Raw genomic sequence first — 16,075 nt, 5'->3', positions numbered from 1 at the left:
GTGCGTGCGCGCGGCGCCGCCGCCCGGCCGGGCCGGGGGGCCCGCGGGCCCTCGGACGGACCAGGGGGCCCGCGGTGAGCATGCGGGCATCGCCCGAGGTGAACGCGATGCTGTTCATCCTCACCGGGGAGCGGCTGCTCCAGGCCGACGAGGACCTGGCGTACTCCAGCCGGCAGCCGTACGGGCGGCTGGGCAAGCGGGTACGCGAGCTGTCGCAGCTCGTCGAGGACTCGGTGAAGAACATCTCGACCGCCATGCCGGACGATGTGGGCCGGGCCTACGTCCGGGCGATGAGCATGCTCACCGACGACGGCGGCAAGAACTACCTGCGTGAGTTCGGCGACCAGTTGGACCGGATCTCGGACGGCCGCGTCAAGGCGTCGATGGACATCATGGAGTCCAAGTGGCAGGTGATCGCCGAGGTCATCCGGCTGCTCATCGAGATCGCGTTCTACCTGGCGATGTCGTTCTTCACGGGCGGCGCCTCGCTCACCCAGATCGCGCTCGCCAAGGCCCGCAGCCGTCTGCTCATCCTCACCACACTGAGCCATCTGCTCCAGCGCACACACCTGTTGCCGTCGTTGACCGAAGCGCTGTCGGAGGCGTTCACCACCTTCGCGGTGCGGCTCGCCATGATGCTGGGCGCCCCGGCCGGGCGGCGGCCGGGCGGCTTCGACTGGGGGCAGATCCTCAAGGACGCCGCGTTCGGGGCCATCGCGGGCGGGTTGGCCAGCATCTTCCACAACGCGGCGCATCACATCGTCAAGGGGTACGACAACAACTTCCTCAAGAACGGCCCCGATCTCGACTTCAAGAACGGCCCGGACCTCCCGAAGAAGGGGCCGGACCTGCCGAAGAACGGTCCGGACCTGCCCAAGAACGGGCCCGACCTCCCGAAGAGCGGACCGGATCTCCCGAAGAGCGGGCCCGACCTGCCCAAGAACGGACCGGACCTCCCCAAGAACGGGCCCGACCTGCCCAAGAACGGCCCCAACTGGCCGAATGCCGGGCCCGGTCTCCCCGGGGCGGGACCGGGTGCGGTGCCGCTCACCGGGCACCACGCGATCAAGGAGACGTCCAACTTCCTGGCCTCGGGCGGCGCCGAGTCCCTGGCCGAGATCCTCGCCGGTGGCCTCCTCTACGGTGACTGGTCGACCAGTTGGTCCACCTTCGTGGGCGCGGGCGTCAGCGACCGGGTCGGTACGGCGCTCAACACCGGGGCGGTCAACACCGGTACGGGCCTGAGAGATGTGATGTCCGGCCTCCGCGGTGCGCCCCCACCCACCGTCTCCACCTCCGGCCTGCCTCCCTCGGGCAAGGACACGTCCGGCCACTCCGGCCTCACCACCACCGGCACGGGTGACGGCGGTACCGGCGCCCCGGACACACACCGCGACAACGCCTCCGGCGACGAGCGCACACCCTCCTCCACGCAGAGCCCTCCTCCGCCGTACGAGGCGCCGCCGCCGTACCGGAGCCTCGACGGGTACGGGGTGAACCCCGCCGAGAGCGATCTGTGGCGCCAGGTCCACACGGGCTCCCCGCAGGAACGGGCCGACGCGCTCAACGCGCTCGCGGAGCTGCGCGGCGGTCAGCCCGGCACGGTCGAGACGGAGATACGCGACACCCTCCACCGGAACCTGGCGAACGGCCCCGGCCTACGGGTCGTCGCGGACGGGCAGGGCACCGGCGTCCACCTGGACACCGACCACGTACGCCACACGCTGGACAGCCTCGGCTCCGACTCCGTCCGGCACGATCCTCCGGGGACCTCCGCCACCGGACCCGGCGGAACCACACATTCCGGTGGTGGGGTTCCGGTGGCGACGACCGGTTCCGGCCCCTCGCCGCAGAACTCCGCCCCGACGACCACGCACCCCCACGCCCCGGACACCGACACCGACACGAGCACGGGTTCGAACCCGACCACGGACACGAGCACGGACACGAGCACGGGCCCGAACCCGACCACGGACACGGGCCCGAACCCGACCACGGATACCGGCTCGGACGCGCACACGGACACCGACACGGCCGCCGTCCCCGACCCCACCCAGACGGCCTCCGGGGACCACACCACGAACCCGGCGCCCGCACCGACACCACCGGCACCCGCACCCACGCCGACCCCGCCTGTGGCGACCCCGACGCCCCCGCCCGCTTCCGCGCCCACCAGCACCGCCGCACCGAACAGCGCCCCGGCCCAGACGCCCGGCGGTGCCCGTACGACGGGCGGGGGCGAACACCGCGACGCCCCGGTCGTCACGTCCTCCCCCGAGACGGTGGACCACGCGGACCCGCGGGCCCAGGTGACCGACCCGGACTCGGCCGATTCCCCGCCGCCGGACAACGGCGATCCCGAGGTGACGCACACGGACCCGCTGACCGTGGTCGTGACGGACGGGCCCCTGCCGTACGACGATCCGGCGGAGGCGGCACGTCTGCTCGATCTCGCGGGCGGAGACCGCGCGGTGGTGCTGGGTCCCCCGACGGTCACGTCCGCCACGGACACGCCCGCTCCCGGCACCACGACAACCGGCACACCGACAACTGGCGCCCCCGCGAACGGCACACCGGGGCGCGGCACCCCGTCCCGCGAGGCCGCCGTGCTGACCCGCGACAGTCCGGACGGGCCGGTGCGGGTCCGTCCGCTCTCCACGGTCCCCCCGGTGACCGGCCCGGACGGCGACCTGGGGGCCGTGTTCCCCGGCGCGGACGTCCTGCTGCCCCTCTCCGCCGCCCTCGGCCCGGACACCACCTCCGCATCCGCATCCGGCCTCGACACCGGTTCCCGGCGGCCCGTCACGGAGAGCTCCGCCACCGTGGAGACGGTGAGCACGGCGGAGACGACCCCCAACACCGAGAAAACCGCACCGCCCACCCAGGCCACCCCGCCACCTCCCCCGGAGCAGGAGGGCAGCCGGCCCCTCGACACCGAGACGAGCCCGGCTCCCTCCCCCGCACCGCACCCCGCACCGGACGGGAACACCACCACGCCCAGGGACCCGGAGGAGGTGGCCTCGGACCTGCTCCTGGAGTCCGGGCCGACGCCGACCGGCAGCACCCCGCAGCCGACCGCCCCCTCTCCCCCGCTCCCACCGTCGACCACACCGGCCCCGAAGGACTCCGCCTGGTCCTCGTTGGCCCGCTTCGTGGCGCGCCCGTTCCGGTCGGCGGACTCGCCCGGCCGGAGCACCCCGTCGGTCGTTACCACCCTGGACGGGCACACGCTGCCCGTGGACCAGGTGCGCCGCCTCCTGGCGGACGGCGTCACCGGCCCCCGGCAGGGCACCGCGGTACGCACGCTGACCGTGTCGCAGAGCCCCGCCGAGGACAACACGCCGCAGAGCGCGGCGCGGCAGCGGCTGCTGGACCAGGACGGCTACCGCGACACCCGCCGCGTCACCTCCACGCCGACGAAGGACGGTGACGGCCCGCCCCCGCCGCGCACGGTCTTCACCGGCCCGTCGCGACCGCTACCGGGCTCCGGGACGCCGGAGGGCGCGGACTACTTCGTGGCCCACGGCACCCCGCGCACCGTCACCCTGGGCACCAACGACTCCGCGCTGCCGTCCGTCGTGGTGAGCGGCGTGCAACTGGGCGAGGTCCTGCGCGCCTGGGGCGCACCCGGTGACCGCACCCGGCCGCTGGTGCTGTTCTCCTGCGAGACGGGCAAGCAGCCGCGGGTGGCGGGCCTCCCGGTCGCCCAGCACGTGGCGAACCGGACCGGCCGACCGGTGTACGCGCCCACCAGCGAGGCGGGCACGGCGAAGGACTCCGACGGTGTCGTGCGCGCGGTGCTCACGGAGGGGACGGACGGACCCGGCGAGTGGCGGCTGTTCACACCCGAGCCCTCGGGGCGGCGGCTGGACGCGCTGGCACGCTCGGCCGGGCTGCACGGCGGGCGGGGCCCCGCCGACGCGTTCACCCGGGCACGGACGCTCCAGGCCGTGCGCACACTGCGGGGCACGCTGGGACCGGACGCCGAACAGCTGCCGAACCGCCGGGAGTTGCTGCGCGGGCTGGCCTTCGCGGAAGGGCTGCGGTGGCGTACCCCGGATCCGGCGGGCCGCTACGCCGACGCGCGGATGACCCCCGATCTGCTGCGCCGGATGGTCGCCGACCGGTACGGGCTCGCGGACGGTACGGAGCCCAGCCGCGACCAGTACACCGGCTTCCTGAGCGAGGCGGCCCGGCTGCGGTCGGGCGGCGGCCCCGAAGTGACGCTCCGTACGCTGATCCCGCCTCCGGCGGCCGAACCGTCGCCCTCCGCACCGGTGTACCCGCAGGACGTGCGGGGACTCGCGTACGCGCACTCGGCGCGGGTGACCTGGCTGCTGTCCGACGGCCCGCTCCCCCTGTCCGAGCTGGGGCTGAGCCCCGAGGACACCGCGACGCTGCTGCGCCGGAGGCCGGACCTCGTCCCCGGCACGACGCCCGCCCCGGCCACCGACCGGCCCGCCACCACCGGGGAATCCGTCACGGACCTCTCCGTCGTCGGCCCGCCCGGCGGGGACACGAAGACCCCCCTGGTCCGCGCGGACGACCGGGACTTCCGCCGTACCGCCGTACCGGGCGACGGCGACTGCTTCTTCCGGTCCGTCCTGCTCTCCGCGCGCGGGCAGAACACCCTCCACCAGTGGGCGGACCTGGACGTGTCCGGGCTGCGCGACCTGCTGAGCACCCGCCTCACCGGCTCCGAACTGGCGGACGCCCTGACGGAGTCGGCGCCCGATCCCGTCCTCACCGTCCTGGGCGACCTGCGGGAGCACTTCATCGGCGGCGCCCCGCCCAGGGACGAGGCGGGGGAGGCGGCGTGGGAGAGGGCGTCGGACGCCATCCTGGCGGGCGACGCGGCACTGTGGCGCCGGCTGCTGCTCCAGAGCCCGTACCCGGGCCTGCTGGAGGTCGCGCCCACGCCGGAGGCGGCACGGCGGCTCGGCAGTGGTGGGCTGCTGACCGAGACGGCGGGCCGTACCGCGCTCTGGTCCTCCCCGTTCGGCGACCTGCTGCCGACGGCGCTGGCGCGGGCGACGGACGTCGATCTGCGGGTGGTCCACGACGGAACCGTCACGGCCGTGAACCCGGGCGGCCGGGGCGGGACGCTGTACGTCGCCTACAACGGCCGGGACCACTACGAGGCGCTCACCACTCCGGTGCCGGCACCGGAGGCAGCGCTCACGGCGCCCGCGCCGACGCCCACGCCTGAGCTGGCCCCACTGCCTCCCTCGCCGGCCCCGACCCCGGAGACGGAGACGGAGACGCATACCCCCACACCGTCGCCCACGCCGACGCCCACACCCCCGCCTCCGTCTCTCCCCGACCCCGATCCCGTCCCGGACCCCGACCCGGCCCCCGTCCTCGACCCGGACCTGACACCGCCCACGGACGCGGACCCCGTGACCACCGAGGAGAGCGAGCGGGTGCCGCTGGAGACCCAGCTCGAACGGCACCGCCCACCACGCCTGTTGACCGGGGACGACGCGCTCCCACCGGGGCCGCCGCCGAAGTCCGTCACCTTCGAGGACGACAGCCATCTGCCCGCCGTCCTCCTCAACCCCGAGGCGGACGACACGTCCGGTACCCCTCCGCCCGGCGGGCTCATGTCCGGCGTGGGCCGCACGACCCTGCGCGGGGCCGACCAGGTGGCGGACGAGATCCTGGCGCACCTCCCCCCGCATGTGCGCGAGCGCTTCGACGACGCCGAGCTGCGCCGTCTGCTGACCGAGGAGCCGTCCGCGTTCACCGGCCCGCGCGGAGCCACGTTCGTGGCGCGCGCCCGTTCCGAGGTCGGCTACGAGGTGACCGTCGAGGCGGTCCCGTACCACCGCTGGGAACGCCTCCCGGACCCGGACGGGGTGACGGTCAAGCTGGACACCGTGCACCGCGGGCAGGCCACGACCGGCGTGCCCCGCAGCGTCGGCACGATGCGCCGCGTCGCCGGGGCGCTGAGCATGGGCCCGCCGCTGGAGTGGATGCTGAAGCTCGGTGCCTCGGTCGGACGGTCGCGGCGCACCGACATCAACACGGGTACGCAGGGGCTCAGCCAGACCGAGATGCGCGGGATGGACGGCTCCCACCTGCACCTGGACGACGTGTACTACCGGGTACGCGTCGACGAGGTGACCCCGGCGCCGAAGGCCCCGGCGCCCAGGACCCCGGCACCCGGCGACCCGGCCGGCCCCGTCACCACGGACCCCGCCTCCGTACCGGTGGAGTCCACCGGATGGCGGCGGCACGAGATCCGGCGGCACGACTTCGCCGTACGTCACGGGCTCACCTGGCGGTTGCAGGACTCGCTCACCGAGCCGTACTCGGGTCCCGCGCGGGCACCGAAAAAAATCACCTTCCCGGACGGGCTCACCCCTCGGGTCACGGACACCGAGGCCCTGTACCTGCGGGACTCGCCGGAGGACATGGCGCTCGCCATGTCCGGTGCGCGCCCCGGTAGTTCGGCGCACCAGCGGTTGGTGTCGTTCCTGCGGCCCGGAAAGCTGCTGGGGCTGTTCCCCCGGCTGTCCGGACAGGTGGTGGGCCCGGAGCTGACCCGGGGCGGCTCGCACCACCCGCTGGGCCATCTGATCGTGGAGCGCGCCGTCGCCCACGAGGGCACCCTGGTGACCGAGGCGACCAAGGTCGAGGTGCGTGACGTCACCCAGGGGGTGTTCCAGAACGACCGTACGCACACCCGTGAGACGCGGATCGGTGTGCAGGTCACGGCCGGGCCGAACCACACCCTCACCGGCGGTCCGGTGGACGTGCGCCTCCAGGGCGGGCCCATGGCCCGTGTCGATGTCGGCGCGGGCCGGGCGCACTATCTGGGCGGTTCCGCGGCGCGTAAGGTCACCGGCCGGGTCAAGGGCACCCCGGTGGGGCTGTACCGGGTGGAGAAGACGCTCTATCTGCGCAAGCCCGGCGAACCCGCCTCCGCGGCACGGCCGTTCCGTGTGGTGACGCTGGACTGGCTGCCCACGACCGAGGCGAAGCGGCTCGCCTCGTGGGACACCCGTACGCCCGCGCAGTCCGCGCCCGAGCCGGCACCCGAGCCCACGCCTCCCCCGTATCTGACCCAGGACGACCCGACGCATCTGGGCCAGACCCGCGCGGAGGGTTTCCTGCCCGAACACCCCGTGTCCGGCACCGGTACGGAGGCGGCCGAGGGGAGCGGCGCCGTCCGGGAGGCCGACGCGACCGCCCCGGATCCGATGACGACGTTCGCCGACTCGGTGCTGGACGCGCTGCACCGCTCGTACCCGGCCCTGTTCCCCGCCCCCTGGGAGCTGCGGCACCCGAAGGTGGCCCGGCTGCTGCGCGGTGACGGGCCCGCCCGCACGGCGCTGCACAACGACCGTCAGGTCCGGGAGGCGCTGAACCGGCCCACGCTGGCCCAGAGCCTGGAGGTGCTCACGACCACGGGTGTGCCGGTGAGCCTCACCGAGACCGGGGCGTTCCGCGACGGGCACCACACGCTGACGCTCACCGCGCAGTTGACCGACCGGCGGTACGAGACGTCGCTGAGCGAGCGTTCCCTGCGCAACTCGGTGAGCGCCACCCAGCAGGTGGGGCAGGGGCAGCAGGGGTCGAGCACGCTGTCCGCCGGGATCGAGGTGGGTGTCTCGCCGCGCGACAAGGACAAGGCGCCCGAGACCGGCACGGCAAGGCGCACGGGCTGGACGACGGTGGGGGTGCGGCAGGCGTGGGGGCGCAACCGGGCCACGCGCAACGGTGTCTCGGTGACGAACGACCATCTGACGGCCCAGACCTCGGCCCATCTCTTCAGCTACCGCGTGGAGTTGAACGCCTCGTTCGACGGGCACCGGCGTCCGCGCGGCTGGGCCCGGCTGGTCACCGTGGGGGCGCTCGGCGCCGGGTACTTCGTCAGCAGGGTCGGTGAACGGCCGCTGTTCGAGAAGGGGACGGCGCCCGTCGGACGCGTAGAACTGGCCGTGCCGGCGGCACACAGCTCCACCCGGTACGGCCCCGCGCCGAAGCCCGCCGTGACTCCCCCCTCACCGGCGCCGACTCCGCAGCCGGAAGAGCTCTCCTCCACCGAGGCCGAGTCGCTCATCGACGGCACGGGCCCCGCCCAGGACCCGGCGGACCCCGAAACCTCCTGGACCCGGGACCTGTTGAGCCGGCCCTTCGCGGTACTCGGTGTCGAGGGCGCGCGGCAGCGCCAGGACATGACCGACCGCACCGCCGCACAGGCGACCGGCGACTCCTGGCACGTCACGACCCCCGGCACACCGCTGCGCAACGTACTGCGCCGGGCCATGGAGAACGTGTGGGTGGCGGGTCATCTCAGCCAGGCGCTCGGCCCGTTCGGCATCCGCACGACGGGGCTGGAGGCCGCGGGTCCGCTCCAGACGCACCATGTGAAGGCGGCGTTCCGGGCCCGGCTGCACAACCTCCGGGTGGCCGGCGATCCGAACGCGAGCAGCTTCGAGGTGACCACCGGGGCCGACCGGCGCACCACCGGCAGCGGCGGGTCGTCGTCCAGGACGACGGTCGGTGTGCAGAACTCCCTCGCGTTGCAGCAGGTGGACGGCCATCATCCGGTCCACGGCAGCTACGCGGCGGGCGGTCAGCTCTCCTGGGGCAAGGGCTCGTCGGAGTCCCGCGCCAACAGCAACGGCCGCAACACCATCCTCACGTACGCCGGGCGCACCTATCCGGTGCTGAGTGACCTCACGGAGACGGTCGCGGTACGGGACCGGTGGAGCGCCGCGCTGGGGCTGATCGGCACCCGCTCCGCGTCGGCCGTCCGCTCGCTGGCCGGGCGGGCCGCCCCGTGGCTCGGGCGGCAGGCGCCGCAGCCGCGTCCGGCGGCGGCCCGGAGCCACCACGTGCCGGACGCGGTGGTCATGCATGTGCCGATGCAGGACGCCATCGAGACGGGTCTCGCGCCGGACGGCCTCGGCACCGAGACCCCGCACCACCTGGGCAAGGGCTACGAGGTGCCGCCGTTCCTGCGGCAGCGCCGGTTCGCCACCCACGCCACGGGCCAGCTCGACGCGAGCGCGCACGCCCGTGAACTGCTGCCCCAGCTGGAGGCGTTGGGTGTGCCTTCGCACGACCGGGAGCAGGTGCTCCAGATGCTGTCCCCGGACTTCCTCCGGGGGCAGGTGCACGAACTCACCACCGAGGGCGCCACGTTGCCCGTCCAGTACCGGGCGTGGGCCCGCCCCGGCGATCTGCCGACCGGGGGCAGCCCCGGTCAGCTGCGGTTCCAGCTCACCCCGGTCAGGACGACGGTGGACCGGCTGCGCAACGGTTACGAGGTGGAGGACTACCGGCCCACCGGCCGCGACGTGGAGAAGGGGTCGTCCCAGGACCACGGCCGGGACGCGACGCTGGCGGTGTCCGAGAGCCCGGCCGTGCAGAAGGGTTCCGGGCTGCTCGGCGTCGGCCCCAGTCTCCAGGGCGGGGCGGCCGGGCAGCAGCAGAGCAGCCGCTCGCGCGGCGTCGGCAGGGCGGTGAACCCGAACATCGCCACCACGCAGTCACACGCGGAGCTGATCACCTCGTACGAGCTGACGGTGACGATGACGGACGGCGTGGGAGACGCGCTCCTCGGCCCGGTCACCGGAGACGTGGGCACTCTGCGTGAGTTGCTGCCCGTCAGCCTGCTCACCCCGGAGACCACAGGCACGCGGAACGACGACACCGAGTCCGACGCCAACTCCACGACGCATCCCCAGGGTTCGGTGGACGGGCCGGAGCGCCGGGTCAAGGTCCTGACCGCCGCCCAGGCGCGACCCGACCAGGTGTCCGCCTGGCGCTCACGGGACAGCGATCTCTCGCTGGACGACATGGTGGGTACCGGGTTCCTCGCCGTGGACGTACTCGGCGCGGCCAACGTGCACGACGCGCTCACCCTGGCCACCGCCCAGGCCGACGGCACGGGCGACGGGCACGCCGGCACCGTGCTCGACGGTACGGCGCTGAAGGGCGCCGTCCGGGAGGCCAGGCGGACCCCGCTCACCGTCCTCGGCACCGCCCCCGCCCAGGCCCTCCAGGAGGCCTCGGGGCAGACGGGGCTCACCGCCGGGCTGCGCGAGGCGCTCTCCCCGCAGGGGCTCTCGCTCCCGCCCCTCTCCTCGGCCCGGCTGCTCGGCCAGTCCCACACCGCCGACGCCCGGCTGTACGCCAAGCTGGACCGGCGCGGCGCGCGGCTGCTCGCCGTGGAGAACAAGCCGCGGATGGAGGGCGCCGTCCGCAACAAGGAGTCCGACAGCCATGACGCGGGCCTCTCAGGCACCGTCGAGGGCGTCACCGGCACGGCGCCGATGGCCGGTACCGACGGGGCCGGGGTGATCACCCCGGGCGTCTCGGCCCCGCTCGCGAGCACGACCGACACCGCGCGCCTCAAGGGCGCCACGGAGGCCCACCTCGGTACGCACCTCAAGGTGAGCACCCAGCGCAGCATGCTGTTCGCACTGCCGGTGCGCTGGCTGTCCGTCGTGGAGGCGGACCACCACCTCACCGACGGGCGGGCGTTCCGGGCGCTCGGCCACGCCCGGCGGGGCCCGCGCGCCACCGAGGCGGAGACCACCACGCTGGTGTGGGTGCGGGAGGACATCGCGCACGACCTCGGCCTCCTCGACACGAAGACCTTCCCGGACGAGTCGCGGACGGCCTGGGACCGCATGGCCGAGTCCCAGGCGGACATGACCGAGGCCGAGAAGCGCTACTACGACGCGCGGGCCCGTGCCCGTACGGCGTGGCTCGACATGACCGAGGCGGAACGCGACGGCGCCCTCGCGGAGGCCGCCACGCCCACCGGGACCACCTCCCCGGAGGCCGCGGGCACGACGCCGAAGGCGCCGGTACCGGCCGAGGTGTCCCGTGCCGTCACCGACTGGCGGGCCGCCCGCGAGGAGGCGCTGCTGTGGGAGGCGCGCACCGTCGAGGCGGCCGAGCAGACCCGGCGGCTGCACGCGGCGGCGGAGCGCGTCACCGCACGGCACTACGGGCAGGCCCCGGCCACCGAGATGGCCACGGAGAAGACCAGCGACAAGAGCAGCGACAAGACCACCGCCGAGGACCCGGCGTCGCCCGCCCCGGACGACCCGTCCACGTACACGAAGCCGGAGTGGCGCTCCGAGACCCCGCCCCGGTACACCGTCTCGGAGGCGACCGAGTCCGGCCTCCGTACGCTGACCGCGCCCGGCGGCGGACCGGTGCTGGAGGTGCACGCGGTGCCGCACGACGGGGCGTCGTTCTTCCACGCGCTGATCACCGCGGCCGCTCACCACGACCGGCTGCCCCCGCTGCTCGGGACCACCCCGGAGAACAAGACGCCGGTGGCCGCGCCCGGTCACCCCGACACCGTCGAGGCGGTCCGTTCCCGGCTCGTGGAGGCGCTGGGTCAGCGCGGCAACGAGGATCTGCTGGCCGCCCTGGCGCCGGAGGGTTCCGACACCTTCACGAAGGACGAGCTGACCGCCGCGAAGGTGCCGCTGGACGCCCCGCACCGCAAGGAGTTCGAGACGCTGGGGACCGTGCCGCAGTCCCGGTGGCTGGACGAGGGCGAACGGCTGCGGCTCGCCGCCGAGGCGCTGTCGCGCACGTTCGCCTCCGGTCCGGCGGCCTGGGACCACGGCGCGGCCGACCTGCTGCCCGCCCTCGCCGCCCGGGTGCTGCGGCTGCCGGTCACCGTGGTCACGTCGGACGGCGTCCACCAGCGGTTCCTGCCGCCCGGAGTGGATCCGGTGACCGCCGGGGACACGCTCGGCCCGGAACTGACCCTGTTCGTCGCCGACAAGCACTTCCATGTGGCGCTGCCCGAGGGAACGCCGGCCCCTTATCCCGCCCCCGTACCGCCGCCCGCGACGGAGGGCTCTCCGAAGACCGCGCACACCCCCGCGCCGCCGGTCCGCCCGAGCCCCGGCACCCTGCCGTGGGCACCGCCGACCAAGGGCACCGGCCCCTCGAAGCCCCGCTACCGGCTCGGCCACGACGGCGTGCTCACGGCGCCGGACGGCGCCACCTACACCCAGGGCACGCCCACCGGCCGGGGCAACGCGTTCTTCGGCGCCCTGTCCGAGGCGCTGACCACGGCGTCACGGCGGCCCGGTCTGCTCGTCCGGCACCTGGGGCGGATGCGCGCCTACGCGGGGTCCCCGCCCGGCCGGCTGATGCGGCTGTACGGGATGCCGGGGGCTCCCACGGAGCGAGACGGGCTGTTCCGGCCGCCGCCGGTACGGACACGCCGGGGGCAGCTCACCCCCAGCGACATGGAGCGGGACCGGCTGCTGCGCGCCCATATCGGCCAGGCGGACTGGGGCACCCACGCCGACCGGGCGATGGCCGAGTGGGCGGCCCGGACGTCCGGCGTCACGGTGACGCTGGTCGAGGAAGACGGCACCGCGCACACCTTCCCGGGGGGCACGCGGGAGGGCGCCCCCGCCATCGACGCCCATGTGGTCCTGCGGCGGCGCGGAGGAGACTTCGTCCCGCTGCTGCCGCACACCCCGGCGCCCGCGACGCCTCCGCCCACGACGCCGACGCCTCCGGCACCCGTTCCCCCGCCACCGCCACCGGCTCCCGCGCCCCTGACGTCCCCGAGCGTCCCGCCGCTCGCGGCGCCGCCGGTCACACCGCCGCCCCCGGCGCTCCTGACGCCTCCGTCGCCGACCGGCAGCGACCTGCCGGGTATGGAGGACGCCCTGGAGCTGAGCACCCTGTCCGGCGCGACCACCTCCCCGGCACCGTCCACCCCCATGGGCGACACGTCCACGGACACCTCCCCGTGGCCGTACGACCGTGAGTGGGAGGCGCTGACCTCCGGTGCGTCCCCCGTGGTGCGCGAGGGCGACGGCTGGACGGTGTGGGGGCATCTCGACAGCGACCCGGACCTCACCGAACTCGTGGCCGAGAACAAGGCGTTGGGCCTGCGCGGTGTGTTCCGGGCGGAAGGGTCCACGGCGGGCCGGGGCACCGACGCCTCGGGACGCCCGTACGACCGGGGGCCGGCCTGGGACTGGTACCACCCGACGCACGGCCTGATCGGCTCGTCCCCCTTCCGGCCCGCTCCGGACCGCACACCCGCCGACGCGGAGTCGCTCGCCCTGCCGCCCCGGGACGACACCACGACCGCCCCCGTACCGCCGGTGCCGCCCCACCGCACGGCCGCCCAGTCCACGCCGTCCCTGGACGAGCTGCCCCATCCGATGCGCTGGCGGACCGACACCGATCCCTTGTACCGGTTCGCGCCGCTGGGCCCGCAGGAGGTGTTCCTGAACGGCCTGCGCGCCAAGGGGACCGGCCTGGCGCACGTGCTGGACCATGTCCACAACGGCACCGGCCAGGGCAGCGGTTATGTCAGCGCCGGCCGCGACACGGAGTACGTCGCCACGTCGATCCGCCGCACACCGGAGGATGCCGCCGCGCTCGACGCCCGCTACCGCTGGCGTTACGACCTGGATCTGCCGGGCGGCATCGATGTGAACGGGACACTCGGGATGGCCTCACCCCACCCCGGCCGGCGCGAGGTGCTCTTCCCCGGCGGGGTGGCCCCACGCTTCATCCGGGGCGCCCAACGGATGCTGGACGGCGAGCCGTTCGGCCCCTACCGGGCCAACCCGGAGTACCACCCGCTGCCGCCCCCGGCCCGCCGGGACAACCGGCCCCGCTACGTGGTCAACTCGGGTTTCGACGCACGGCGGTTCACGTACGGCGGCGAACAGGTCACCGATCTGACCGTGCGGATCGCTGTGAACGGGCCCGCCGACCAGACCGCCGCCGTGCTGAAGCGGCTGAACGAGGGCGTGGCCGCGCACTTCAACGCACCCGGGCACCATCTGCCGAACGGCGACCGGCTGCACGTCACCGTCGAGCCGGTCGAGCGGGCCGAGGACGCCCACCTGACCGTCGAACTCATCGGACGCGAAAGGGAGATGACGCAGTCCGCCTGGTGGACGGACGCCACCGCGACCGACCTGGCCCACGAACTCGCCCACCAGCTGGGCCTGCGCGACGAGTACCGCGACGGCAGCGCGCCGCAACGTCCGCAGGTCACCGGCAGCCTCCTCGGCGCGTACGAGCAGGCGCCCCCGGACCCGTCCCTGGCCCCGGCCGGACTGCGGAGCCGCCATCTGCATCTGCTGTCCGCCGTCATCGGCGACCTGGACGCCCACACCGGCCCCGTGGAGCGGAACGACGCCGAGCGGGACAGCCCGGATCCGGACCGGGACGACGGCCTGCGCGCGGCTCGTGCCGCCGCGCCCCCGGTCACCCGGCGCACGGTCTGGGTCGATCCGGTGTCGCTGCCCCGGCCCGACGACCAGGCGGCCGGGACGCGGGACCAGCCGGAGTCAGTGGCGCCACGGGCCCCGCGCCGGGGCGGGGAGGACCCGGAGAAGGTGGCGTTCGAGACCTTCGAGCACGAGTTGACGTCGGTCGCCTTCCGGCCGGACGCGGTCGCGGCGGACTTCTCCGCGTCGCTGGACACATACGTGTCCGGCACCGACCCCGAGACGCGTACGCGGAGGGTGAAGAAGGCGAGGTCGCTGATCGACGGACTTCCGGACCACTACCCGGACGAGTCGGTCAACGCCGCCCACGCCGCGCTCGACACCTACGACCACGCCCGTCCCGCCCTCGCCGTCCCCGGCGCGCGGTACGTGTCCGCCAGTTATGTGAGCGGCGCCGTCGGCAACGGGTACATCAACCGCGACATCCCCGGCGTGGTGATCGTGGAAGGCGAACCGTACGCACCGGTCTTCTCGACCGTCTACGCCGACGCCCTCCACGAGTCACCGCCCAGGAACAAGGACGTGGGGCAAGACGCCCACGGCCTCATCCAGATCCACACAGGGGATTCGGGCACCGGCGAACGGGTGCTGTGGGTCAGCGTCGGCCAGTCGCTGCGCCAGCTCAAGTGGATGGACAAGTACGCGAAGCACGGCAAGGCGCCCCTCCCCCTGATCCGGTCGTTCCTGGTGCCGCTGCACGTCCTCAACGACATCTCCCGCAAGGCGGTGACGGAGCACAACTCCGGCGGCGACCACACCGAGGACCTGAACGTGGACAAGCACTTCGCCGCCAACCAGTTCGGCATCAGGGAGCCCGAATCGCTGGAGGCGCTGCGGCAGTTCGCCCTGCCCGGATCGCTGCGCACATACACCTACGGCGACACCGAGGGCGCCCCCGCGTCCTGGGGCGAGGTCCGCGATGCCGGTGAACTGCGCGAGAAGCTGGGCATCCCCACCGAGGACATCCCCGGATTCCCCGTCTTCACCGACGACAGCGGGGAGTTCCTCAGCCACTCCAAGTACGCGGAGAAGACCTCGGTGCTGCGCAGGATCGCGTCGGCGCACACCAACACCACGACACTGCTGGAGAAGAGCGACCGGGTCGTGCCGAAGTCCTTCGTGAAGGAGTTCTTCTGGAAGCACGCCCCGCAGCACCTGAAGGACCAGGCGAACCAGGGGCGCCCCGAGTACCGGCGTGCGGCCGACCGCTTCGTGTGGGATCTCGTCCTGCCCTGGGCCAGCCAGGCGCGGATCGCCGAGGAGATCCACAGCGGGTTCGAGGAGTTCCTCCGGAGCAATCCGACCACGGTGCCGGTGGACTACAGCCTCACCGACGAGCCGGCGACGTTCCGTGGCGAGCGCCGGTCGGCGGCGATCGGTCTCGGCGCGACCCACCGCGAACTCATGGAGGCGCGCAGGACGATCCGGGAGGGCTTCGAGAAGCTGGACTTCACCCGGGCGTTCGAGGAGTCCGGCACGCTGGCGAACAGCAAGGAGGTACGTGCTCTGCTGGGAAGACTGAAGAACCGGAACAAGGAGATCCTGGACGACTACCCGTTCAAGATCGGCGACCGGGACACCCTCCTCGCCAAGAACCTCCCGTACGCCGAGTCGGCCCGCGATTTCCACCGGGACCTGGAGGCCGCCCTGCCGTGGGACCGGACCGGCTACCCCGGGCTGGCAGCGGTGGTGGCGCAGCTCCGGAAGATCTCCGAAGGGGTACTGGGCTGACGCCGAGTCCGGGCGGGGGGGCGCGCCACCGGTTACGCGGAACTGCGCCCCCGTGAGCCACTTCGCACGGCTCGCTGCGAGGACGG

1 protein-coding gene is annotated in these 16,075 nt (G+C 74.0%); it reads left to right on the top strand.

What is annotated here, in order from left to right; genetic code table 11:
- Positions 1–80: 80 nt before the first annotated feature.
- Positions 81–15,989, top strand: coding sequence for a hypothetical protein (locus B9S64_RS26455; RefSeq protein WP_375153044.1), 15,909 nt, complete (start codon positions 81–83; stop codon positions 15,987–15,989).
- Positions 15,990–16,075: the final 86 nt, after the last annotated feature.

The sequence above is a fragment of the Streptomyces sp. SM18 genome (assembly GCF_002910775.2).
Classification (GTDB): Bacteria; Actinomycetota; Actinomycetes; order Streptomycetales; family Streptomycetaceae; genus Streptomyces; species Streptomyces halstedii.
Note: the sequence above shows the minus strand (reverse complement) of the source record. Positions and strands in the feature narration are given on the sequence as shown.

Coding starts and splice junctions, on each gene's coding strand:
- B9S64_RS26455 (WP_375153044.1), top strand. CDS start 81: ATGCGGGCATCGCCCGAGGTGAACGCGATGCTGTTCATCCTCACCGGG.